The organism is Paenibacillus cremeus (assembly GCF_007786445.1).
In the GTDB taxonomy this organism is placed as follows: Bacteria; Bacillota; Bacilli; order Paenibacillales; family NBRC-103111; genus Paenibacillus_G; species Paenibacillus_G cremeus.
This window is the reverse complement of sequence record NZ_VNJI01000036.1, coordinates 1-21,347: the sequence shown is the minus strand read 5'-3', so window position 1 is coordinate 21,347 and position 21,347 is coordinate 1. Positions and strand designations below refer to the sequence as shown.

Annotated in this window: 20 protein-coding genes, 1 other RNA gene, 1 pseudogene and 1 riboswitch; of the genes and pseudogenes, 7 read left to right on the top strand and 15 right to left on the bottom strand. The window is 41.5% G+C overall.

The window, feature by feature from the left end; all coding sequences use genetic code 11:
• Nucleotides 1-666: 666 nt before the first annotated feature.
• The 6 genes and pseudogenes from FPZ49_RS23495 to FPZ49_RS23475 form a co-directional block, all read right to left on the bottom strand.
• Entirely contained in the window at nt 667-1,752 is a 1,086-nt protein-coding gene (locus tag FPZ49_RS23495) for a GerAB/ArcD/ProY family transporter (RefSeq protein ID WP_144851653.1), read from the bottom strand.
• A 33-nt stretch (nt 1,753-1,785) separates the two neighbouring features.
• Complete coding sequence (locus FPZ49_RS23490; protein WP_186446036.1) at nt 1,786-2,973, bottom strand: Ger(x)C family spore germination protein; 1,188 nt, start codon at nt 2,971-2,973, stop codon at nt 1,786-1,788.
• A 4-nt stretch (nt 2,974-2,977) separates the two neighbouring features.
• Nucleotides 2,978-4,465, bottom strand: coding sequence for a spore germination protein (locus FPZ49_RS23485; RefSeq protein ID WP_222429957.1), 1,488 nt, complete (start codon nt 4,463-4,465; stop codon nt 2,978-2,980).
• A 64-nt stretch (nt 4,466-4,529) separates the two neighbouring features.
• A pseudogene (locus FPZ49_RS37550) lies at nt 4,530-4,718 on the bottom strand (hypothetical protein); the annotation flags it as partial.
• Between the two features lie 58 nt (nt 4,719-4,776).
• Entirely contained in the window at nt 4,777-5,073 is a 297-nt protein-coding gene (locus tag FPZ49_RS23480; RefSeq protein ID WP_144851647.1) for a DUF1330 domain-containing protein, read from the bottom strand.
• Between the two features lie 190 nt (nt 5,074-5,263).
• Nucleotides 5,264-6,139, bottom strand: a complete 876-nt coding sequence (locus FPZ49_RS23475) for a LysR family transcriptional regulator (RefSeq protein WP_144851645.1) — start codon at nt 6,137-6,139, stop codon at nt 5,264-5,266.
• Between the two features lie 425 nt (nt 6,140-6,564).
• Between FPZ49_RS23475 and FPZ49_RS36955 the strand changes: the two genes are divergently transcribed.
• The 4 genes from FPZ49_RS36955 to FPZ49_RS23460 all read left to right on the top strand — a co-directional run bounded on the left by FPZ49_RS36955 (nt 6,565) and on the right by FPZ49_RS23460 (nt 9,078).
• Nucleotides 6,565-6,762, top strand: coding sequence for a hypothetical protein (locus FPZ49_RS36955; protein ID WP_261381564.1), 198 nt, complete (start codon nt 6,565-6,567; stop codon nt 6,760-6,762).
• A 22-nt stretch (nt 6,763-6,784) separates the two neighbouring features.
• The gene (locus FPZ49_RS23470) at nt 6,785-7,723 is read left to right on the top strand and encodes an MFS transporter (protein ID WP_261381562.1); all 939 of its coding nucleotides are present in this window, start codon (nt 6,785-6,787) and stop codon (nt 7,721-7,723) included.
• A 182-nt stretch (nt 7,724-7,905) separates the two neighbouring features.
• Nucleotides 7,906-8,697, top strand: a complete 792-nt coding sequence (locus FPZ49_RS23465; protein WP_144851643.1) for an SDR family oxidoreductase — start codon at nt 7,906-7,908, stop codon at nt 8,695-8,697.
• A gap of 39 nt (nt 8,698-8,736) precedes the next feature.
• The gene (locus FPZ49_RS23460; RefSeq protein WP_144851641.1) at nt 8,737-9,078 is read left to right on the top strand and encodes a nuclear transport factor 2 family protein; all 342 of its coding nucleotides are present in this window, start codon (nt 8,737-8,739) and stop codon (nt 9,076-9,078) included.
• Nucleotides 9,079-9,436: 358 nt separating this feature from the next.
• On the opposite strand, the gene FPZ49_RS23455 is transcribed toward FPZ49_RS23460, so the two are convergent.
• The 7 genes from FPZ49_RS23455 to FPZ49_RS23430 all read right to left on the bottom strand — a co-directional run bounded on the left by FPZ49_RS23455 (nt 9,437) and on the right by FPZ49_RS23430 (nt 17,020).
• Complete coding sequence (locus FPZ49_RS23455) at nt 9,437-9,919, bottom strand: GNAT family N-acetyltransferase (RefSeq protein WP_144851639.1); 483 nt, start codon at nt 9,917-9,919, stop codon at nt 9,437-9,439.
• A 262-nt stretch (nt 9,920-10,181) separates the two neighbouring features.
• A complete protein-coding gene (locus tag FPZ49_RS37545) occupies nt 10,182-10,313 on the bottom strand; it encodes a hypothetical protein (RefSeq protein ID WP_391563857.1) in 132 nt (43 codons plus the stop codon).
• Between the two features lie 225 nt (nt 10,314-10,538).
• An RNA gene (gene ffs / locus FPZ49_RS23450) (signal recognition particle sRNA small type) lies at nt 10,539-10,632 on the bottom strand.
• A 158-nt stretch (nt 10,633-10,790) separates the two neighbouring features.
• Entirely contained in the window at nt 10,791-11,795 is a 1,005-nt protein-coding gene (locus tag FPZ49_RS23445) for a phosphodiester glycosidase family protein (protein WP_144851638.1), read from the bottom strand.
• Nucleotides 11,796-13,854: 2,059 nt separating this feature from the next.
• On the bottom strand, nt 13,855-14,403 hold the full coding sequence (locus FPZ49_RS23440; RefSeq protein WP_144851636.1) for a DUF1003 domain-containing protein: 549 nt from the start codon (nt 14,401-14,403) through the stop codon (nt 13,855-13,857).
• 317 nt (nt 14,404-14,720) lie between these two features.
• Nucleotides 14,721-14,893: riboswitch (M-box (ykoK) riboswitch) on the bottom strand.
• A gap of 57 nt (nt 14,894-14,950) precedes the next feature.
• Nucleotides 14,951-15,850 carry a magnesium/cobalt transporter CorA gene (gene corA, locus FPZ49_RS23435; protein WP_261381569.1) on the bottom strand — a complete coding sequence of 300 codons (900 nt, stop codon included), beginning with the start codon at nt 15,848-15,850 and terminating at the stop codon, nt 14,951-14,953.
• Nucleotides 15,851-15,892: 42 nt separating this feature from the next.
• Nucleotides 15,893-17,020 (bottom strand): FtsW/RodA/SpoVE family cell cycle protein, encoded by a 1,128-nt coding sequence (locus FPZ49_RS23430; protein ID WP_144851632.1) that lies wholly within the window; start codon nt 17,018-17,020, stop codon nt 15,893-15,895.
• A 147-nt stretch (nt 17,021-17,167) separates the two neighbouring features.
• Between FPZ49_RS23430 and FPZ49_RS23425 the strand changes: the two genes are divergently transcribed.
• Nucleotides 17,168-17,863 (top strand): polysaccharide deacetylase family protein, encoded by a 696-nt coding sequence (locus tag FPZ49_RS23425; protein ID WP_222429956.1) that lies wholly within the window; start codon nt 17,168-17,170, stop codon nt 17,861-17,863.
• 7 nt (nt 17,864-17,870) lie between these two features.
• On the opposite strand, the gene ytaF is transcribed toward FPZ49_RS23425, so the two are convergent.
• A complete protein-coding gene (gene ytaF / locus FPZ49_RS23420; RefSeq protein ID WP_144851628.1) occupies nt 17,871-18,476 on the bottom strand; it encodes a sporulation membrane protein YtaF in 606 nt (201 codons plus the stop codon).
• 378 nt (nt 18,477-18,854) lie between these two features.
• Between ytaF and FPZ49_RS23415 the strand changes: the two genes are divergently transcribed.
• The gene (locus FPZ49_RS23415) at nt 18,855-19,283 is read left to right on the top strand and encodes a C40 family peptidase (RefSeq protein ID WP_261381568.1); all 429 of its coding nucleotides are present in this window, start codon (nt 18,855-18,857) and stop codon (nt 19,281-19,283) included.
• A gap of 333 nt (nt 19,284-19,616) precedes the next feature.
• On the top strand, nt 19,617-19,904 hold the full coding sequence (locus FPZ49_RS23410; protein WP_144851624.1) for a hypothetical protein: 288 nt from the start codon (nt 19,617-19,619) through the stop codon (nt 19,902-19,904).
• A 775-nt stretch (nt 19,905-20,679) separates the two neighbouring features.
• Here FPZ49_RS23410 and FPZ49_RS23405 read toward each other — a convergent pair.
• Nucleotides 20,680-20,907: a hypothetical protein gene (locus FPZ49_RS23405; protein WP_144851622.1), complete on the bottom strand. Its 228-nt coding sequence runs from the start codon at nt 20,905-20,907 to the stop codon at nt 20,680-20,682.
• Between the last annotated feature and the right edge of the window lie 440 nt (nt 20,908-21,347).

Sequence of the window (21,347 nt, the reverse complement as noted above, 5' to 3'; positions counted from 1 at the left end):
CTGTACCGAAGCTCACTCTTGGATGCACGATTCGGTTTAGCAGAGCTTCCCGTGCGCAGCACCCAGTGGTTTTTTGCAACCAGTTAAAGCATAGCTAATACGTCCTATACTAAACCTCAATTCAATCATTCTATAAATGAAGTAAAAAAAATCACTTCTAAAAACGTCGAAGCATCCGGTTAAGGATGTTTTTCTGCAAAAAGGCAGACTTCGGCATTTTTTAGAAGTGATTTTACTTACCAAACAAGTTTGCTTGAATTAAATGCGGCGATCGAGGCGGCACTGGACGGGAGTTACAAGCATATGCATCCAAAATATAAGCACTCATCGCGAAGGCTACTGGTTATTGGTATCCCTTGAGCTATCGTACCTGTTAGTGGAGTATCTTAACGTACTACGTAAACTGTGATGGAACATATAATGGCATTCGACTCGTCCCATTCTTCATCATAATCTTTGATGTCCTGCAGTTCCTCGTTTTTTTGATATTCATCATTGTTCATGCCAAATTTGGAGGATGTACCGTCTTACCTCTTTGCCATATTCTTTATCGGTTTTATTAAATTTCGCCTATTCTGACAAACACCTTTCTGCCAATTTTTTATTGATAAACTTTAGCAAAAATATCCTCCGCAACGTTACCCAGTAGCATCCAATTGTTTAAGACTAGACACGAAGGAGTCGTCGATTTTTTAGGATCCCTGCAACCAATAATAACAGCGGGATGCCAATCATATGAATTGGAAATATCCATGGGATCCATATTGTTTCCCTGTATAGTTTGGTTATGTGACCCAGGTCTGAAGTTAAGATCACGAAAAACAAAGCTAAACCAGCAACAACCCATGCCGTCCTCTTCCAGTTTTTCAAATTGAACGACTGGGCAAATCCATAGCTTGTCCCAAATAAAATTGTCGAGATGGATATAAAATGAGCAAGAGTGTAAATGCACACAGCAAATGCATCTACATTTTGAATGAAATTAAGGATCGAGATCAAGCGGATCGTGTCTACCCAAGGGATGGTCAGTTGTGGAGCTTGATGAGAGCCTAGCGCCAAGACGGAAGCTACAGAAGCAAGAAAAACCCATAATGTCGATAATCCTATAGCCCATATCGCACCTTTAGTAATATTCGTAGGCTCAGAATCAAACTCGGTTATCATGAATGGAACCGTAGTACCTCCCATCATTAAAGCCATCGTAGGAACCGTTCCCCTCAACATGTGGCGCCACCCCGTATCTTGATAAACAGGCAGCAAATTCGTCCAATCCATAATTCCAAACAGCATGAAAAAAGGCACGAAGCTAATCAAAAAGTACAGTGGCCCAATAATCTGGCTGCAGCGTCCAACCGCTGTAATTCCTCCTTTTAGGTTCACGTAGATCATGAGTAGAACGATCGGCAACACAACCATTATTACCGGGGTATTGGGAAGTAGCTTCAAAAAAACGTAATCCGCCCACTCTCTAAGCGTCACGACAAGCAGCATAAACCAAACAGGCAAATAGAGAAGCACAATGCCCTTTCCAAGCCCTTTCCCCAACACCTTTTGACAATAAACGACGAAAGCCTCGCCTTTCGACATCAAGCTAATCTTAACCATAACTAGTGTAAGGAATACCGCGGCAATGCCGCCCATCGCACAGATGATCCATGCGTCTTGTTTTCCATACAGCAGAGCCGGATTCAGAGCATAATGCACTTGAAAGCAAAACATAATCCAAAACAACTGATTGCCCGAGATCTTCACATGCTAACTCCTTTCACTGCTTCAGAGTGTGTGTTATTTGGGACCTCTTTCACCTATATGACGTATGGCGAGCTGGCTTGTAACGGTCACTTCGACCTCGGGAAAAAGCTTGTCCCAATCCTCTTTCATGTGCTTCCATTGATCTGGATACTTTCGATGAAGCGCTTCGCCAAATCCAAATACATCCGTTCCGAAATCTTTCTGAACCATTTTTATCACATTGACCACTCTTTGACTGACCTTCTCATTGAATTCTTTCTCCAATGCCCGAATATCTCTGTTATTGAATAAATCGAGATTCGTATCGTTCTCATCCAGCATGCCCTTCCCCATTAAAACTAGTTTGATGTGGATCTTTTTACCATTTATAGTCGAATCGATTTGACGTTTTATGTGATGAAGGTCAACAGTCGCGAGACCGTTTGCTTTACTCAAATACTCCGTTATCATTTGAGTATCAAGGTACCCTGACGCCCACAAAACTGAAACGGCTTCCTCTTCTTGTAAAAAACCAACTACTTGCAGCGACTTATTGAATAATGCGATTTCACGGGTGGCGGATAGTGATCCTTTGGTCTCCATCTTTTTATTCTGCCCCGCTCCGTCCTTTGGGCCTATGACTTGCAGTATAGGTCTCATTCCATCACGCTGCATTACTTCCTTGAAATAAACCATCGTGGTCATTCTGTCTCTTATCCCGTTGAAGTGGACTTGCCGAATAGCCTCAACAGATGAGAATTGCTCAAGTTCCGCTTTCTCCATAAGGAAGTTTTGGGCGCTTCTGTATTTGATGAAAAATAAATTAGCTCGAATGTTACTTATGGGATTCCGTCCAAATTCATCAAGAAATTTTTTAAACCCTTGCTTACCTAATTGTTCTCCAATGAAAATCACATCGCGATGTCCAAGGAATACTTTCCGTGACAGCTTGGCTTGAATTCTTTGAAATGAATCTTCTAAATTTTTGCCTATTGCTGTTTTCACGAAGTATGTATCATCCGTACCTCCTCCTCCACCGCCTCCAGCTTCTCCAGCAGCTTTAGGAACGGCAATTTGCGCACTTAGAAGGAGATTTCCTTCAGGGGACAAATCCAATCCTGTTCCTACCCAAACAGAGCGTTGATTGGGCTCGATCATATCCCAACACCCTGTTGTAACCATCATTAATCCAGTAAGTATGATGGCGTATGCCAGGTAATTTTTTCGATGCAGCCTCTTCATCGATTTAAGATTTCCTCCGTGACCACCGAGTCGTTCGAAATAGGACATCTTTCAAATGTTTAACATTTAGAGGAGCAATGGGGGTTAGATAGCGGATCCCAAACGATTCCAGGGTCACTAAATGGATCAGAATGGCGATAATACCTAAAGATAGGCCGTATAATCCATAAATCCCCGCCAATATTACTAGAGCAAAGCGAAGAAGTCGAAAAGGAATTGAAAACCCATACCGTGGGATGCCATATGAAGCGATTCCCGTAAACGCTATGACAATAACAATGGGTGCAGAGATAATATTGGCCCTCACAGCGGCTTCGCCGACTACGAGCGCGCCCACGATGCTGACTACCGGTCCGAGCTGAGATGGCATGCGAATTCCCGCTTCCTGTAACCCTTCAAAGACGAAATCCATGAGAACAATCTCTATAACCGTAGGAAAAGGAGATTTTTCGCGTGCCGTTCCTATACTCACATAGAGCGACCCTGGCAGCAAATCCGGATTGTATGTTGTTAATGAAACATATAACGACGGGAAGATCAGGGAAATGACCATCATGCAATATCTAACCATTTTTCTGGCCGCAACAAAATCGAACCGTTCATAATAATCATCTGCAGACTGCATACCGACCAAAAACGTTGTAGGAAGGATTAGCACAGACGGGCTGCAGTCTACCAGGACAGCAATTTTACCTTCCAGAAGACTTGCTGCCGTCGTGTCAGGGCGATCTGTTTTCTGAACTTGAGGGAAAGGTGATCTAGGGTTGTCTTGAATATACTCTTCGATGTAGGAGGAATCCATTATTCCTTCTAGTCGGACATGGTGGAGTCTTTGTCTTACTTCTTCAAGCAAATCCGGATCTGCAATCCCTTCAACATAAGCTAGCGCTGTATCCGTACGAGTCAATTCTCCGATCGTGAACGATTCCAGTTTTAATCGAGCGCTGGGAATTCTTCGTCTCAGCAGCATCGTATTGGTACGCAAGGTCTCAGTAAAGCTGTCTCTTGGTCCCTGGATAACGTTTTCCACTTTTGACTCTTCAATGGAACGCTTATCAAACCCGCCGGCATCGGCTAATAAAGCCCTACCTTCGCCTTCAGTTAATATGGCAACATGGGCTTTGAAAACTTCATTCACTAGATCCTGAAAATTCGTTACAACCTTTGTTTGCGCTATAAAGACAAGGTGCTCCTCGAGTACCTTGCCAAGGTGTGAATGGGGTCCTTCAACAAAAGAGGGATTTCTTAACATTAGGGGGCGCAGAATGAATTGTTCCATTGCTTTGGTGTCCACTAAACCATCGACGTAAACCATTAGTACTTCAGGTTGATTCTCAACCGAAATCAAGCGGAATACAACGTCTGAACACTGATGAAATACCCCTCTTAATGTTTGCTCGTTTTCTCGTAAATTATCGCTTAGCGACTTCTGAAGATCCTGCTCTGAATTGGTTTCAGGCTGATCCTCCGTTGTATTTTCCATTTCCTTCATTACACTTCGCCATAGAAATGAACGCATAAATCCACCGCCCTGACAAATGAAGTATTTGCATAGTTTATCCAGTATGCAATATTTCATTCGCATGAGCTGAGCAGCTAGAACTGCAACCATTCCCGATAGAACCAAAAGCATGGAACTCTGTAACGGTGAGAACATGTCCTAAGTGCCAATGGAGATTAGTTTCAAAACCATTAGGAACTACTTTACGTTGATCTTCAGGGCACTTATTCATCAATTCAATAAAAGCATCAAGTGTTGTTTGTCAAACAAAAGGAATACGAAATCTTCTTTCATATTTCCGATCATTCTTTCGAAAAGCCCTCCACTATCATGCCTCGATAAGTGCCGCCCTTCAGTCGATGCTTGACAGCATCTTGATAAGCAGGACTGTAATACCAAGCTCTAGCTTCCTCGATCCCTGGGAATTCCAAAACAGCTGCTCCCTCTACGTCCGGTCCTTCAATGACTTCATGCGTACCGTACATTACAAGAGGTTTCAGAGAATGCCCCGCAAGGCCGGATGGCGCTTTAGAGGCGTAGATTTCTAATTCTTCTATATTAGTTGTTTTCTCTCTGATAAAAATAACGTAAGCTGACATTGAAACATCAAGTCCTTTCAATAATAAATGTGAAGAAATCCCTTTGTAGCTAAAATAGTGACATGGGCTCTTCCTAAAGTAACTATACACATCAGAATTAGTGTTGTATAATTTATAGTTTTCATAATATCTATTAAAATAAGTAATGAAAAAGGGGCATTAGCGCTAGTTTGCACTTAAGAGAGAATACTTAATTAAACTTGTCTTCAATATACCTAACGAAATTTTGAGTAGCCGGCGATAGGAATCTGTTTTTTTTGTAATGCAAACCAACTTCCCAAACCCAGCCTTTTTCCTCAATTTTAATCCATCTTAAGCCTTTCAGTTCCAATCCAGCTGTTTTTGGCAATACAGATACCCCAAGACCTGCCGATACGAAGCCTGCCACTGTTGGTAGATCTTCAGCATCGTAAGTGGAGACTAAAGTGAAATTCATATGATGAACACGGGCCAAGAGTGAATCCTTTAGCGAACAGTTTTGCTTTAAACCTACAAAAGGCTCTCCGGTTATCTCCTTCAAGCTAATGGATTCCTGATTGGCAAGCCGGTGCTCTGTTGAGACGATGAGATACAGAGGTAGGGTGAGAATCGACAACCATTCATATGTATCGTCCACAGGTCTTTCAGATGTTATCATTAAATCTGAATCACCGCTCTCAACCCGATCTAGAATCAATCCTTTGTCTCCTTGAGTCAACTTAAAAGTGATTTTGGGATTGGCTTGTTGATATTCACGAATAAGATGTGGAATAAAATCAACTCCCAAGATATTTAAATATGAAAGATGAATGACTCCTGAATCAGGGCTGGAGTATTCTTCAATTTCCTGTTTTCCACGCTCTACTTCTTTCAATATTGTCTCTACACGCTTCGCAAACATTGTGCCGTATCGATTAATCTGAAGATTTCTGCCCTTACGTTCAAATAAAGGTACACCGAGCTCAGCTTCTAGTTTTGAAATCGAATGACTTAGAGCAGGTTGTGTAACTGATAATGATTCTGCCGCTTTCGTCAAATGCTCCATTCTGGCAACTTCCAAGAAATACTCTAATTGTGTAAGTTCCATAGGCTCCTCCTAAACTTCTTCTCGACCTAATTTCTGTTACCATCATACATACCGTATTTGATTGAAGCAATAGTAACCAATGAGGGTGCAATTACCGTACATTGATGTTACTTGAAGAAAGGACGCATCCGTTGCGTCCTTTTTTCATTCTCGAAAACCGTATTATCACATGAAAATAATTAATATATAACATAGATATCATGCATTAGACTGATTGAATGTACGTTGTTATGATAATTCAAGTGTTGCGGATGAAAGTACTCACAGCTTAAACAATTCTGCTCAGAAAGGATGATCATGCATGCAGTTCTATCTGTTTTTTCGTTGGATAACCTATTAGCGAAACAAGTGTGTTCTGTGCTGCCAATTAATCAGATTTAGATGCAGAGGCTATGAACTAACACTTTATATAAAGGGGTATAAACATGTCGAACTCATTAAAATTTGTACTTCTGGCGATCGTTACCTTCTTCGTTGGAACTTCTGAATATGTTATCGCTGGTTTCTTAGATATCATTGCTAAAGATACAGGAATATCTGTTGCTTCCGCAGGTCAACTGATTTCTATCTTCTCACTCAGTTACGCAGTCGGTACACCGATTCTCGTAGCTTTAACGGCGTGAATGGATAGAAGGACGCTACTTATTGCTTCACTTGTTACATTTGTCATCGGTAATGCCATGGTTATTTTCTTGCCAGGATACTTACCTCTGCTTCTATCAAAGAATTGTCCTTGCTCTCAGTGCGGGTATTTTTCTCACCGTAGCAATCACAATGGCTACAAAATTAGCAAAGCCTGAAAAGATTGGTAGTGCTATTTCTACAGTGGTGATGGGCTTTAGCACATCCTTTGTTATCGGTATTCCACTTGGAAGATTGGTTGCCGCGAACATGAACTGGAAATTAAACTTTGCTGCACTGGGCATTCTTGGCGTAGCTGCTGTTTTCATTTTGATGGCTGCTATTCCACGCACGGAGGGTGAAGCACCTATACCATTAGCTAAACAACTCGCATTCCTTAAAAATCCAAGAATTTTAATGGCGCTCATTGTGATTTTCTTCTGGATTCTAGGGTACTCGATTGCTTTTACTTATATCACACCATTTCTCCTGAACGTGGCCAATATGAGCACAAATACGATCAGCGTGGCTTTATTCATGTTTGGACTTGCAAGTATGATCGGGGCTAAAATTGGTGGTTCTGCAACCGATAAATGGGGTGTACGAAAAACATTGCTTTCGGGACTCATTATTCACGCCATCTCTCTCGCTCTTCTAGCGCTAAGTGCCCACTCCATTGTGGCTGTACTCTTAGTCCTGGTGCTCTGGTCCTTGTCACTATGGTCTTCTGGTCCAACCCAGCAGGTTAACCTTGTAAGTCAGGCTCCGGAAGCATCCAGCATTATGATCAGCTTATATTCTTCCACACAGCAGCTATCCATGGCAATTGGTGCTGGTCTTGGCGGTATTGCGCTTAAAAATATGCCAATAAGCTCTGTTGTGTGGTTTGGTGCACTTGGCGTAGCCATTGCTGCGATTATTGCAATCCGCGTTGTTCGTCCTGGAGTCAAAGTATCAAATTAAGATTAGCAATTTCAGGTGATCATATATATCTTCTTCTATAATCGTTAAATATATTATTGTGATCTGAATTTTTCATGAAATAAAATAATAATATTTATAATTATTATCAATTAGAATTATCTTTAATGCAGGGGTATGCTAATACTTGCGATCAAGAATAATTTTTATGGAGGATACACAAAATGAATTTTTCTTCTTATGAGCATGAATTTAAAGGAAAACGAGCATTAATAACCGGTGGAACAAAAGGGATGGGCTATGCGATTGTGAAGCGCTTGGCCGAAGCTGGAGCCACAGTGCTCACAACGGCCCGTTCAATCCCGACGGATTATGATATTCCTGGAGTTCACTTCATTCAAGCAGATATCACCAAGCGCGAAGGCACTGCGATTCTTGTTGAAGCCGTGAAAGAGAAGTTAGGCGGCATCGACATTCTCATAAATACGGTTGGAGGAGCTTCTACGCCTCCCGGTGGTGCATTGGCCTTAACTGAGGAAGATTGGCTGGAAACGTTGAACATGAATTTGCTTGGATCAGTCCGATTGGATAGAAGTGTACTACCAATGATGGTAGCGCAAGGAAAGGGTGTCATCATCCATGTAAGCTCCATCCAGAGAAAATTGCCACTGTATGAAACAACCCTAGCATACGCTGCATCAAAAGCAGCGTTGACCAATTACAGCAAAGGTTTGTCTAAGGAGTTTTCGCCAAAAGGGATTCGAATTAACACGATTGCGCCAGGCTTCATTCAAACGGAAGCAGCCGATCGGATGATCGACCGGATCGCGACGGTTGCTGGTAGCCGCGATGCGGCGTTACAGGAGCTTATGGACTCGCTTGGTGGCATTCCAATCGGTCGTCCGGGGTTACCCGAAGAAGTTGCGGAGCTTGCAGCTTTCTTGGTATCCGATCGCTCAGCTTCCATTACGGGAAGCGAGTATGTCATTGACGGTGGTACGATACCGACAGTTTGATCGGTTTTTCTGGTCATTTATAAAAAGGAGGAGTTAAATATGATTCAATTACCAGACTCCGTAAAAACATATTTTCATGCATCGAACGAGGAACAGCTAGATTCATTTCTTGCTGCATTTAACGAAGATGCTTATGTTTTTGACTTTAATCGGGAGTTTAAAGGTCTGGAAGCCATTCGAAATTGGAGTAAAACTGATATTTTTGGATCTCACGTTCGCTTTGAAATAACTGATGCCATTGAACATGATGGCGTGTACGCCGTTATCGCGTCGCTTGACGGCGATTTTGATAAAACGAATTTACCCAGTCCTTTCTTTTTGAAACACACATTTAGGCTTTCTGGCGATAAAATTAATGAGTTACATGTATCCTTGCCCTAAATTGGAACGACAATACAATCAGCGCACTTCGATGCGCTGATTGTTTCTGTTTTGTTGTAAGCCTACCTCCTGGTAGTTGGCCAACGAGTTTTAAGAAAATGAATTTAACACAAGGATTTCTATTCCTTAATTTACAAACTCTGAATGAAGAAACTGACATACTTAATTTGTTATCCTTGGGTCAATATAATTGATTACCGCGGAGCTAGTAACAGCCCATGTAAATTACGAAATGACTTGTTGTGTAATACTAAAAAGTCAAAGCGTTCTGACTCCGACCAGTAGTCAAGTCAATACCAATATCTCTAAACAGCTTTGGCACTTTTTAAATAAGACTATATACACTCACATTGTGAAACTAGGAAAGATCGAGTCGGTATAGTAAGGATATTCTATCAGGATAATCGTATTGAATTGGCAATTCATCCTTGTGAATTTGAATAAATCCATTTTTTTCATAAAAGCGATGTGATCTTTTTGCTATAGAAGGTGTATCCAGCAAAATGGTTTTTGTTCCCTGCGCTTTCGCATACTCAGCAAGTACATTAAACAGGTTTTGCCCAATAGAATGTTCTTTACCTCGATAGTGTTCATATACAAAAAACTTCTTTAAAACCGAAATCTCATTGGAAAGATTTAATAATCCTATCGAGCCAATGACTTTTTCCTTATTATCTAGAGCTACCCAAAATTGTCCCCCATTATGTAAATAGTGAGTTTCAATATCTAATAAATCCGGTTGTTCTTCGATGGTAATATTTAGATCGTTTTCAACGTTTTGAACATGCAATATTAAATTAATAATTTCTTCTCTAAACTGTTGATTAAATACTGAAATCATTGTGAATCCCTCCTATAGGATACTTTATAAAACTGCCCCTATATATGCGCATAATAGCCTACTAAATTTTACATGTCAATTATGGATTTATAAGCTACATTAGCAAAGGCCGTAAAGCAGTTTTTGATTACGGCCCTCGAGATTGTAATAACTAATCAAGTCATGTGATTTCAAATGTAATTTCAAATGAGTAAAGTCTACTCGACTAGTATAGGAATTAAGTTTCTTAAAGAGTAACATCCTTTACCAAGAGTAACTTTATTTAAGGTAGATTAACTAGCATGAACCTTGTATGATCGACAGCAAAAAATCGAAGTGATGATGTACTCGTTATTCGGGCGGAATCTCTTTTATTATGAAGTTCTACTTTATTTAACCTTAATGAACCTTCAATGATGAAGACAAACGGCTGAAGTTCTTGGCATCATATTGAATGGATGAAATAAAAAAAGCCCGCAATTAAGGGACTGTTGACAAACGGCACTTCACCTCTTGGTGATACAATATATGGAATTAAAAACGCTGATGATCCACTATATATTGTAGTGAATCATCAGCATTTTATTTAGCTAAGGACTTTGTCAACAGTCCCATTAATGCGGACTTGGTAACTAGTAACATGATGTAGGTTAGAAAAGGCACAACCCTTTGCTCTAGCGCTGCTTCCTTCCGGACCTGACGCGGTTTGAACTACGTGTTTGCCTCACATATATCTTATCAAAGGAAAGCCGAGAAGAAAAGCGGAGATTAAAGCCAAGGAAAGATCTGTCTATTTCTGGTCTATGGCAATCCTCATTTCTCCTCAATTTAACTTTCGTTCGAATTAAACGCTGCCTTTCAGCTCCGGGTAGTGTGAACGAACCAAAGCCTATCACTGTCGCCTTTGAGCCGGCGCTGCTGAGTGAGATGTATTTGGCGACGCGAACGGCTTGTAGGCAGAGTTGAATTTTGACATATCTACGCCGTTCCACAAGTTGTCAACCTTTACTTTGTCAGGCTGGTCGAATATTAAGAAGGCTGTTGGCAAATATCTCATCCCATAGCTGCTGGAGGGGTGATTAACCACCGCATTATTTTTAACTAACACGGAAGAAGAACCGCCATCCAGATTGGCTGCGGTGACCGCACCCTTTTCCAAGAGCAGCTGCTGTGCGTCATAAAGCGTTGCGCCGACTGAATAACCGGGCTGTCTTCCGTCAATTACTAAAAATATGATCGTTCCATCCTTCGTTTGAGCCATGCAGGTGCGGGGCGCAATACCCCATCCGTCAGCTTCGTTTTTGATAAGTCCTTTACCATTCACGATGAATTTGGGTGAAAAAGAAACCGCATCCTTTACCCCCATTTTAATTAATTCCGAAGGTTTATAACGCCCAGCCACCATAAGCCCATTCCGATCAATCCCAACAACATTAACAGGGTCTTCCATGCCCCCGTCGCTGTATAATAACTTACCGCCAGACATAACGACACCGATAGGTCTAAAGCCGTTGCCGTCATAGTTCGGATCGTCAAATGCACCTCCGTTTACGCCGGCAATAGCACCGGTTCGCTTGACCATACTGAGAATTTGCTCGCCTTGTCCGGGGATACTGGTCGTCACAACGCGAATCATTTGCGGGTTATGAACGATGAGCATGTAGCCTTTAAAGCTTTTACCCGAAATCGGCTCTACATCAACTGCGTTATTCTTTTTTGGAGCAAGCGCAACGTTATGATTATCCTTTATCGTACCCATCGCATCGAATTTCTTCATATAATCATCGACTCTGTGGTTCAACTCATCCTGACCAATCAAATATTTGGCATATTCGCGATGTTGAGAAGTGATCAATGTATCTGCAAGCATATAGCGCCACGACGTACCGGAGGGCATGAAGTAGAACCACCCGACAAACAGTAAAACGGCTAGCAGGATTACATATATGAATAAACGCGCAAAGCGCCTGTATCGCGGCTTAACACGAGACGGCAGACTTTCAGGCCAGGATAAACTGGTTACTTGATTTTGTGACAAATTGATTCACCTCTTTCTATACACACTCTGATCTACTTTAATATGCAAACCTTAATTTTTGATGAAAAACGATCAATTTCGCGAACAGAACATTAACCCGGAAGAATTCAAGCTCTGTCACCCGACATTTGTTGACTATGGGATTATCATCATGAATTTTACCAGTCTTCGCTTTCCTATCTATCAAATATTGATAAAGCTCTTATTTTTGGATTCGCTAACGTCAACGCATTAAATCATATCTCGATCAGTACATTTGGTCTACTTGTAGTAAATTTGAAATTAGTTCTTTTTCACAGAGAAAAAGTAAAAAGCATGAACGATTAAGCTCATGCTTCGATATAAGAAATTACTGTATTATTGCCTTTTCACACTAAACCACCAACGTGCTTCGTCCCAACTTGTCTGAAGTCCTAACGCTTTAGTAATATCCCAAGTCATAGGTAAGTAAGTTACATCTTTAAAGGATAGTTACGGATATTCTTGGTTTGAGTTATCAACCCAAGAGTCATTGATAAAGAAATTATAATTGGAGATTGTAGCTACATTACCAAAAATGTTATTACATCCATATTCTTCATTATCAAGTGATTCAACCTTTTTATTACTGTTACACTCGGTAGAAGACAAACATCAATAAAATCGTAAAATCATAATGGAGACTCAGTCAATCTAAATCAAATATGACTAGCGTAATGACGATAAGTATTTTAAAACATATATACAGTTTGAATAAGCCTTTTAAGTTCCTTGAAACATGCAAGAACACCTCGCCCAATGATTTAATCTTGTATGAGCTGCCTTCTCTTTCTACATAAAATTCATATTTACTGCTAGTTAAGCTACGTTTGTAGTACATTGTTTTACCACAACAGGAATAAATCACCACGATTGTTAACTCCCCCCTTTCAACTTCTTCCGGCAAATTTTTGCAAATTTGATTTGTGCTGAGCTGCATATTCATCATGTTGCTTGGCAGCAAGCTGGGACTGCTATCCGGGCAGTAACAAAGAGTTGCAATTGCCAATCCTCTCAGTTTTAAGAAGTCACTGGTTTACCTGCTTCTTGCACCGGAAATGCAAGTGTGCTTAAACATACAATAAGCTCAAGTACCTTGTCCTTGGCTTTGTATTGTCCCTACCCCGATTGCTAATTTACAACACGAACTTTCTTTTTGTTAAGGAGTCTTCGACAAATAGTCGCTCTCGTCCTACTATAAAGACAATTTCAACATAAAAAAATCCTCCCAGACGGGGGGAGGAACGAAATAAATATAGGGGATATACCACATGCCAATATGTATTGTATAATAATATTTCTATTCAATTGTCATGAATAGTGCACTACAGCAATTTTAATTCTTTTCGTTGCCTCAGATGGCTCTTGACAGTCGTAAAACGATTATGCACCTATATTTGTGTCGCCGGACAAGTCCTTTATAATATTTCTCTACATATGCGTTCGCCATCCATGCAGCGCTAGCAACGCACCACAAAATGACAAAAAAGAAGCAGCTTCAAAATCCGCATACTCTAAAGGTTCTTATAGGAAACAGTGTTTTGTCGATAATGTCGGTCCGATATTGGAAACTGGATGATACTTAATAATTAATCAACCCCTTGGATCTTGGGTGAATCATAAGCAAATGGAAAGTCTATTATAATAACGATTATTTTTAAATAGCTCTATAAGAATGTTAATTTACCGTAAATGATAGCCTTAAACACATTGGCCGAATACTTGTTCTCCGAATATATTCGCAAGAAATTGTGCGGTTATATGCAAGGGTACGTCTTGGGTCACTACTGTGGGAAAAAATCGGAGGCGGAATATCTTTGGTTCTGAGGGGGGTTAGCTGGAAGGTGCGAAGACACAGAAAAGGAGCTCCGTTAAGATTACGTTTGCTCCTTTCGATCGCTCATCCATTTGGTTGTTTCAATTCCAGTAAAAGCTTTTTGACCTCTATTAACTCGCCCTCAATTCGATGAAGATGGCTCTGCATATCATCGATCTCTTGCTCTGCCTTGTAGTTTATTGCAAAGTCGATAATAGACTCGTGTTTGTCCCGTGAAGCCTGTCGATTTTGACTCATCATAATAACCGGGGCTTGGAAAGCTGCTATAAACGATAGGCACAGGTTAAGAAGAATAAAAGGCGGTTCATCAAAATGGGCAGATTTATTAAAGGGAAACGTGTTCCACAAGATCCAGACGAATAGGAAGATGGCGAAATAAATAATAAATCTCCAGCTGCCGCCAAAAGAGGCGATTCGATCCGCAAGGCGGTCAGACCAGCGGGTCTTTCTTTGATATGCTTCATCTAAGTGGGCTAGGATACTCTTTTCGTAGCTGTCCACTAATCGATCAATGCGACGAGTATTTTCCTGATTTAACTCAATATCAAAGCCTTGGATATGAGCTGCCAACTTAGTTTCCGTTTTTTTGTGGAAAAAATTCATTTTGGCCATTCGGACTACCTCCTTGTAATAAGGCAGTCTGATTCAACTTTACCCCGTAGGAGAGGAGCCGCATCCATACTCAAATAAGGTATTTAGTTTTAACCCGACTGCCAATAGACTCTTTGGTTCTGGTTCCGGTTCAGCTAAACTTCGACTACCCATCAGATGTCTAACTCCTCTCCATATCTTAATTTTGTGATGGCTCCATAATCTATTCTTTAAACTGGAGTCATGCCACAACCAACGCCTAGACTATGAAAAATAAAAACGCCCATCAGCTTAACTGAAGGGCGTTTTTTTGCATGGAAAAATATACATGCAAATAACCGATTCCCCCCAAGTCGAGCTTTGGCACTATACGACGTAAAAGAACCTAGGTTCTTCAGCCACATTAAAAAGAGCCTTAATCCGGCAATTTCTGTTCAACCCATTGGCATCTTTCGATGTTTCCGGGCAGTGGCGTGTGTTCGTATAGGAGCCTCACCTAACGAGGACATCTCAAATACTTATTTATAATAATCTCTGGCGTCAGTTACTGTCAACAACTTCCCATTGTCTAAATCCACTTTTTTTTCTTAAAATATACAACCATCACTAGAACCATAACGATCATCAGAGCCCAAACATAGCCATACCCGAAATCCCAATCATACTCCGGTATCCCCTTCAAATTCATACCGTAAAGCCCAACCACAAAGGATAAGGGCAGGAAAATCGTGCTCCATATCGTCAAGACCTTCATAATTTCATTCATGCGATCCCCTTTCATGGAAATTTGCATATCTAATAAACCGTTCAATGAATCGCGAAACAAATCAATAGAATCTACCACCCGTGTAAGATGGTCATAAACATCCACGAAATAGACATCTGCTTCAGGCAAGGTATACGGAAATTGCTGATGCGTCATGCTGCCCAATAGGGTTCGTTCCTCGATAAAAATTTTCCGCAACGCATGTGTAGTCCTTTTAAGTCGAAAAACCTCTTGTGCTATTTTGGAATAAGGATTTTCGTGAATCGCCTCTTCCCATTCCTCGATTTTGTCTTCCATATGGTCTACGATCTGAACGTACTCATCTACGCATTGATCCATGATATGGTATAAAATTTGGGCGGAAAACTCCATCTTTTCTGCAATCGTTTGGAATTCCTCATATAAGCTGTCCAGCACTGGGATATCCTGCTTATAAATCGACACCACATAGTTGGGACCGGTGACGAGAGCAATTTCGAGCGGATTGTACTGCTGGTCAATAGCGAAAAATGAAATGAAAATGTGATTCGGATACTTGTCCATTTTGGGACGCTGATTCAGCTTAATGCAATCTTCAACCATGAGTGGGTGACCATTTAACAGTTCCGCTAGGACATGTCTGGTTTCTGCAGCATCCGGAGACCGAAGTCTGATCCATACCACCTCGTCTTCCTTCGGTTTTCTTACCTTTTCCGTTGTGATTTGTTTCGTGTCAGTATTGTAAATTACGATCGTGACGTCACCTCATTTTAATCTATGAACTGATACACTAAGTACTAGGCCCATACACAGCATATTGGTTACAAGAGAGCTGCCTCCGTAGCTAACGAATGGGAGTGCAATACCGGTAAGTGGCATAAGCCCCGTATGCATCGCTATATTCTCGAAAATTTGCAGCGTAAACATGGAAATTACTCCGATGATCAAATAAGAGCCGGCTAAATCTTCCGATGCGATACAAATGAGGATCATCCTGTAAATCAAAACAAAGTAAAACATCAAGAGCACCGCCGATCCAACAAAGCCAAATTCTTCACCAATGACCACATAAATCGAGTCCGCATAATCATATGGGATGTATCCGCCTTGTATCATTTTGCCGCGTAGGAAGCCTTCCCCCATTAACTCACCAGAGCCCACGGCCTTGATCGAGTTGACTACATGGTAGCTTTGGTCAGGATCAATAGCCGGGTTCAAGAAAGTTTGCACTCGATGAAGCTGATGCGGTTTTACAAGCTTATTAAACAATGAGTTATCAACAAAATACAACGATGTGATACTACCTATGATCCCAACGAGCACAACGAACCCGGCTAATCCATGCTTGATGCGAATTTTGCCGATCCACAGCATCCCAATTAATATACATATAAAAACGATGGATGTCCCCAGATCCGGCTGATTCATAACGATCAGGCAAGGAACTCCCATCACCCCGAGCATCGGCAAGATGTCTTGGAATAGCCGGAGATCCTCACCCTTCCGATTTTCCAGCATTTTTGCTAGAAGTAAGATCACAAACACCTTTACAAGCTCGGAAGGCTGGAACTGCATGAACTGGAGATTGATCCATCGCTGCGAGCCGTTGATGTTCATACCTTTAAACATGACAAAGACTAAAAGCAATATTCCGATGGCATATAGAATTAGGGATAAATGCCGCACCACGACTCGGTAATCGAGCATAGCCAAGAGCAGCATAGGAACAAACATGGCTGCAAACATGACCAGGTTATTTACATGCAGTCCTGCGTATTTGGTATTATTGGTCGCACTGAAGATGACCGCGGTGCTGATCCCCATAAAACAAACTAATATCCCGATAATGATAAAATCAATTTTTTTCGCACGATGTACAAGCTCTTTGAACACTCGCAACTCTTCCTTTTATGGTGATTATAGTTTTTACAAATGGTCTGACTAGTGCCAAGAATGGATTGCCGATTAAAGGATAAAATAAGTAAAAAACTTAATAAAGGAGAACTGCTGTTGCCTCTCTTCACTCTATGGTGGCTGCTCATGCTGGGTAATCCAGCTTCTCAGCACTTACCTTCCGTTCCAGTACTCATGTATCATTCCATTTCCTCTGCTGAACCCCGAAATGACCTATGCTTGACGCCTGAAAAATTTGAACAGCAAGTGATCGCCTTGAAGGAGCGCGGATTTTCTTTCATTACAGCGTCTGAGCTTATTGAAGGCTGGAATCACAAAAAATCATTGCCTCCGCATCCGCTTGTGCTTACCTTTGATGATGGGTACCTGAATCAATACAATCAAGCATACCAAATTTTAAAACGGTATCAAATAAAAATGACCCTGTTTATCTCAACGGGATACATTGGAAAAGCGGGCTACGTGACTTGGGAGCAACTCGAAGAGATGAAGGCCAGCGGACTTGTGGATATTCAATCTCATGGGGTTCATCATTTCGATCTGACAACCATATCCAGTACGGCTTTGGTAAAAGAACTGACAGAATCCAAACAAGTGCTGGAAGAGCGCTTGCATCAGAACGTTAACGTATTTTGCTATCCTTCAGGAAAAGCAAATTTGAGAGTAGAGAACAATGTGAGTCAAGCCCATTACCAAATTGCTTTCGGTATAAAAAAAGGACGTAGCAATCCGAATTTCGACCAATACAATTTACAAAGAATAAGAGTCGACGCCTTCGAAACACTAGCCGCTTTCAAACAAAAGATGGAGCACGAATTCTAGCGCGTCATTAAACTAAAGCTTCATATAGTCCAATGCCGATAAGTATGATACCGCCGATTAAATTGGACCATTTTCCAAGCCAGGTTTGTGATAGCTTGAGACCTGCCCGAACGCCAATAGCCATGGTGAGCAGCGAAAAGATACCTATGGAAATGGTGGTTGCCAAAGGTGATAAGCCTGTCACTCCGGCACCAAATCCACCAGCAAGGCAATTCAAAGCGAGTGCAGTTCCTAGAGCAAATGACTCCTTCCAAGTCAGAATATTGTTTCTATCTTTATCCGCTTCTTGGGGATGCTCTAATAGGTTTGAAATGGGGTTAGCACTGTGTTCTTCGCGTACAATTGAAGCATTACGAAGCTCTGTTCGAATTGCCCAAAGCCCCAAGAGGATGATCATTATCCCGCCACACCAGTTTGCTAGATTGCCAGGTATATAGCTGGAAACGAAACTGCCTAGCGTAATAGAAATATAGCTTGCGATCATGGACAAAACGGCAATAATCAAATTTGAAATCAAAGTCACTCTGATGGAACGGGCTCCAAATGAAACACCAATCCCCAAATTATCTAAATTCGCTGCGATTCCAATTCCCAAAATGGAAAACCAATGCATGATTAGCCTCCTCCTTATTAGGATGCTATGATATGCGTGCTCAGCCCAAATGTTTCTTCTAGGGTTAAGGAGGGAGTTGAACTAGCCCATGAGACACTAGCAAAGAAAATATGAGTGACGATAAAATCTGCACCCACGGTAAAATGGTCCGCGGCGCCTTTTCCATACTCGTTGCCAAACACGTACGAGAAACAACAAAGGTCAAGAACGAATCCACGTTGATTTTGACATACTAGTACAACGTTTTGCAAGTTTATTCTAGTATTTTGGCCACCCATGTTTAGTGGCTTTTTTTTGCGTTGTGCCTCATACTTTTTCTCCAGATGCTGTGATAAATGTCAATGTAAAACATTAGTAGGGATCACCTTGAGCCTCTCCATGCTTGCGCCGGGCAGCTTGCTGCTGAATACGGCTCCGGCACATGCGGCGTCCGTATCGTCATCCACTGCACAAAATATCATTTCCACAGGACGGAGGTTTATGGGAGTTCGTTATCAATTCAGCGCGCAAACCGGCAATACAAGCTCGTTCGATTGTTCATCATTCACTCAATATATTTTCCGAATCAATGGGGTTAATATCCCTCGCTCTTCCAGGCAGCAATCCCAGGTGGGAACTTACGTCCCGAGAAACCAGCTGCAGCCGGGTGACCTGGTATTCTTCTATTCCCCAATCCATCACGTAGCCGTTTACATCGGTAATGGAAAAATTATGCACACCTACGGCAGGCCTGGAGTAACCATTTCGGACTTGAATACCGGCTGGTGGAGCGCGCACTATGCGACTTCACGTCGTGTCCTTCCCTAATGGAATGGCTTACCTGCATTATCCGAACTGCAATGATCTACTTAAGGGATGCAGAGCTAATGAAGGTTTATTCTTCAGATCGACATATTAACATTTACATTCAAATAATAAATCGGAAAAGTCATACCATGAAAGTTCAAGATCGTTACTGGCTAAAAAATTGTAAACTGGTCAAGTACATCACGAATTTTAAGAAGCTTAATTCAAGGCTTAATGTTGACGCATGTTTTCGATAGCATTATGCCTTATTTGTATTGCTTCCTTGTTAATCTTGTATAAATTTGGACAAGGAGTATAATGGAAAATACAGTAACATGTTAAAGGAGGAATCTCATGATGAACAAGGCTAAAAAGATTATTGCAGCCGGTGTTGTCTTCTCTGCCTTAACGGTTGGCGCAGCTTCTGCTTATGCTGCCCCCGCTGCAGGGTCGTACAAGCATTCGCAAAAAGCAACGGTACAGCACAGCACGCACAAAACAAGCACTCCGGTTTCCAAAACAAGCCATACTAAGACGGTCGAGAAAAAACAAAAGGTTAAACAAACCAAAACGTCTAAACAAGTCAAACCGGTTAGACAAATCAAATCCTCTAAACAAAGCAAAACGAATACTCAAAACTAGCAATAAATGAACAACAAAAGGAGCCCCGACCAATTACAACGGCAGCTCCTTTTATTTTATATTTCATTCATTCTGTTACATCCATCATTACATATACGAAATTGAAGACTGGTTAATGGGGTGTAATAGTGATGTGTTATGACTATTCATAAAATAAAAAGCTCTCCCCCATTATCTTTGACGAGCGAGAGGTATCATGAGTTTGACCATATCATGATATGATTTCAACGAGATCCTACATAGGCGGCAGACCATATGCTCTGAGCAAACAATATTAGAATTAGGTGAGAATCAAATCACGTTAATGATCTCGACCTTTTGCCATGGCACCATATACCTTCCGACTTGAAGGCTGAGCAGCCATACCGTCTTTAATTCACATCATCTCAATCTTCCTCCGGAAAATTCCACCAAAGGTGATAAACGCCACTGGATGCCGGCATTAATAGTAGCTCGTCCAGAAACACTTACAGCTATCGCAGGGCACCGAAACTGCTGCACTAGCGTTCCCTGTCAGCCAACGTAATTGATATAACGGTTGCTCCAGTTCGAACGCCTCGCCAGCCTCGGGTAGGGATTGCCGACGAGGCGGCTCACAGGATTTGTAGCTATGCAACATCGATATGCTTACGTGCATCGATAATACCCTCCATGACGTGGAACTGCACGAAGTGGCCGATCAACAGATCGGCCGCCGGCGCATCGGTGGTGCCGCCCAGCCATTTAAAAAAACACATATTAATGCAGATTAGGACTGAGTACTCTGATAAGTTATCTAGTCGTTATCAAATGAAAAGAATAAGCCTGCGATTCCAATTAATAAGAGTGTGCCAAGTAGTCCTAATGCCAAGAACCCAAATCCTCCAAAAAACCAAAAAAGGTGTGGGAATACAAAGAAACAAACGATTCCCATTGGAATCAACCAAAATATTAGTTTGAAGGTGACCTTAAGTACTTTCCATAATAACAATGCTGCAAGAATCCCGATAACTAGATGAAGCATGTGGCATCCCCCTATAAATATTGTCCTTATTAAACGCTAATGAAAAGAAAACGAGCGCGAAAAGTGCATCTGCTGCTCAGCTAACATACTCCGTTAGAATTCCTGCAATATGAATAATTGGGAGTTTGAACAAAAAGGAGCGCCTCGGTACGATGGGGTTGCACACGAGGTCATAGCCTCAAAAAGCCCATCCAGGAGGCAATGTCATTTAGTTAAGGCATAGTGTCCAAAATCAAGAACAAGAGCAGGTTATCGAAAAGATAGCCCGCTCTTTTTTTGCGCAAAAATGCGAAATAGGTATTGACAAGCAGTTAAAAAAATGTGGCGAAGCCCCTTGAAAAACGAGGAGGTTTTGTCATTGGAATTGTACGCGAGCTCTTTAAAAGAAACGCTGACATCCCTTATTCGAGAGATGTCAGTGGCACCCGAACTTTATGTTA

Excerpts from the sequence above, each read along its gene's own strand:
- FPZ49_RS23490 (WP_186446036.1), bottom strand. The coding sequence starts at position 2,973 with ATGAAGAGGCTGCATCGAAAAAATTACCTGGCATACGCCATCATACTT.
- FPZ49_RS23485 (WP_222429957.1), bottom strand. The coding sequence starts at position 4,465 with ATGAAGGAAATGGAAAATACAACGGAGGATCAGCCTGAAACCAATTCA.
- FPZ49_RS23480 (WP_144851647.1), bottom strand. The coding sequence starts at position 5,073 with ATGTCAGCTTACGTTATTTTTATCAGAGAGAAAACAACTAATATAGAA.
- FPZ49_RS23475 (WP_144851645.1), bottom strand. The coding sequence starts at position 6,139 with ATGGAACTTACACAATTAGAGTATTTCTTGGAAGTTGCCAGAATGGAG.
- FPZ49_RS36955 (WP_261381564.1), top strand. The coding sequence starts at position 6,565 with ATGTCGAACTCATTAAAATTTGTACTTCTGGCGATCGTTACCTTCTTC.
- FPZ49_RS23465 (WP_144851643.1), top strand. The coding sequence starts at position 7,906 with ATGAATTTTTCTTCTTATGAGCATGAATTTAAAGGAAAACGAGCATTA.
- FPZ49_RS23460 (WP_144851641.1), top strand. The coding sequence starts at position 8,737 with ATGATTCAATTACCAGACTCCGTAAAAACATATTTTCATGCATCGAAC.
- FPZ49_RS23455 (WP_144851639.1), bottom strand. The coding sequence starts at position 9,919 with ATGATTTCAGTATTTAATCAACAGTTTAGAGAAGAAATTATTAATTTA.
- FPZ49_RS23445 (WP_144851638.1), bottom strand. The coding sequence starts at position 11,795 with ATGCCCTCCGGTACGTCGTGGCGCTATATGCTTGCAGATACATTGATC.
- FPZ49_RS23440 (WP_144851636.1), bottom strand. The coding sequence starts at position 14,403 with ATGGCCAAAATGAATTTTTTCCACAAAAAAACGGAAACTAAGTTGGCA.
- FPZ49_RS23425 (WP_222429956.1), top strand. The coding sequence starts at position 17,168 with ATGCTGGGTAATCCAGCTTCTCAGCACTTACCTTCCGTTCCAGTACTC.
- ytaF (WP_144851628.1), bottom strand. The coding sequence starts at position 18,476 with ATGCATTGGTTTTCCATTTTGGGAATTGGAATCGCAGCGAATTTAGAT.
- FPZ49_RS23415 (WP_261381568.1), top strand. The coding sequence starts at position 18,855 with ATGCTTGCGCCGGGCAGCTTGCTGCTGAATACGGCTCCGGCACATGCG.
- FPZ49_RS23410 (WP_144851624.1), top strand. The coding sequence starts at position 19,617 with ATGATGAACAAGGCTAAAAAGATTATTGCAGCCGGTGTTGTCTTCTCT.
- FPZ49_RS23405 (WP_144851622.1), bottom strand. The coding sequence starts at position 20,907 with ATGCTTCATCTAGTTATCGGGATTCTTGCAGCATTGTTATTATGGAAA.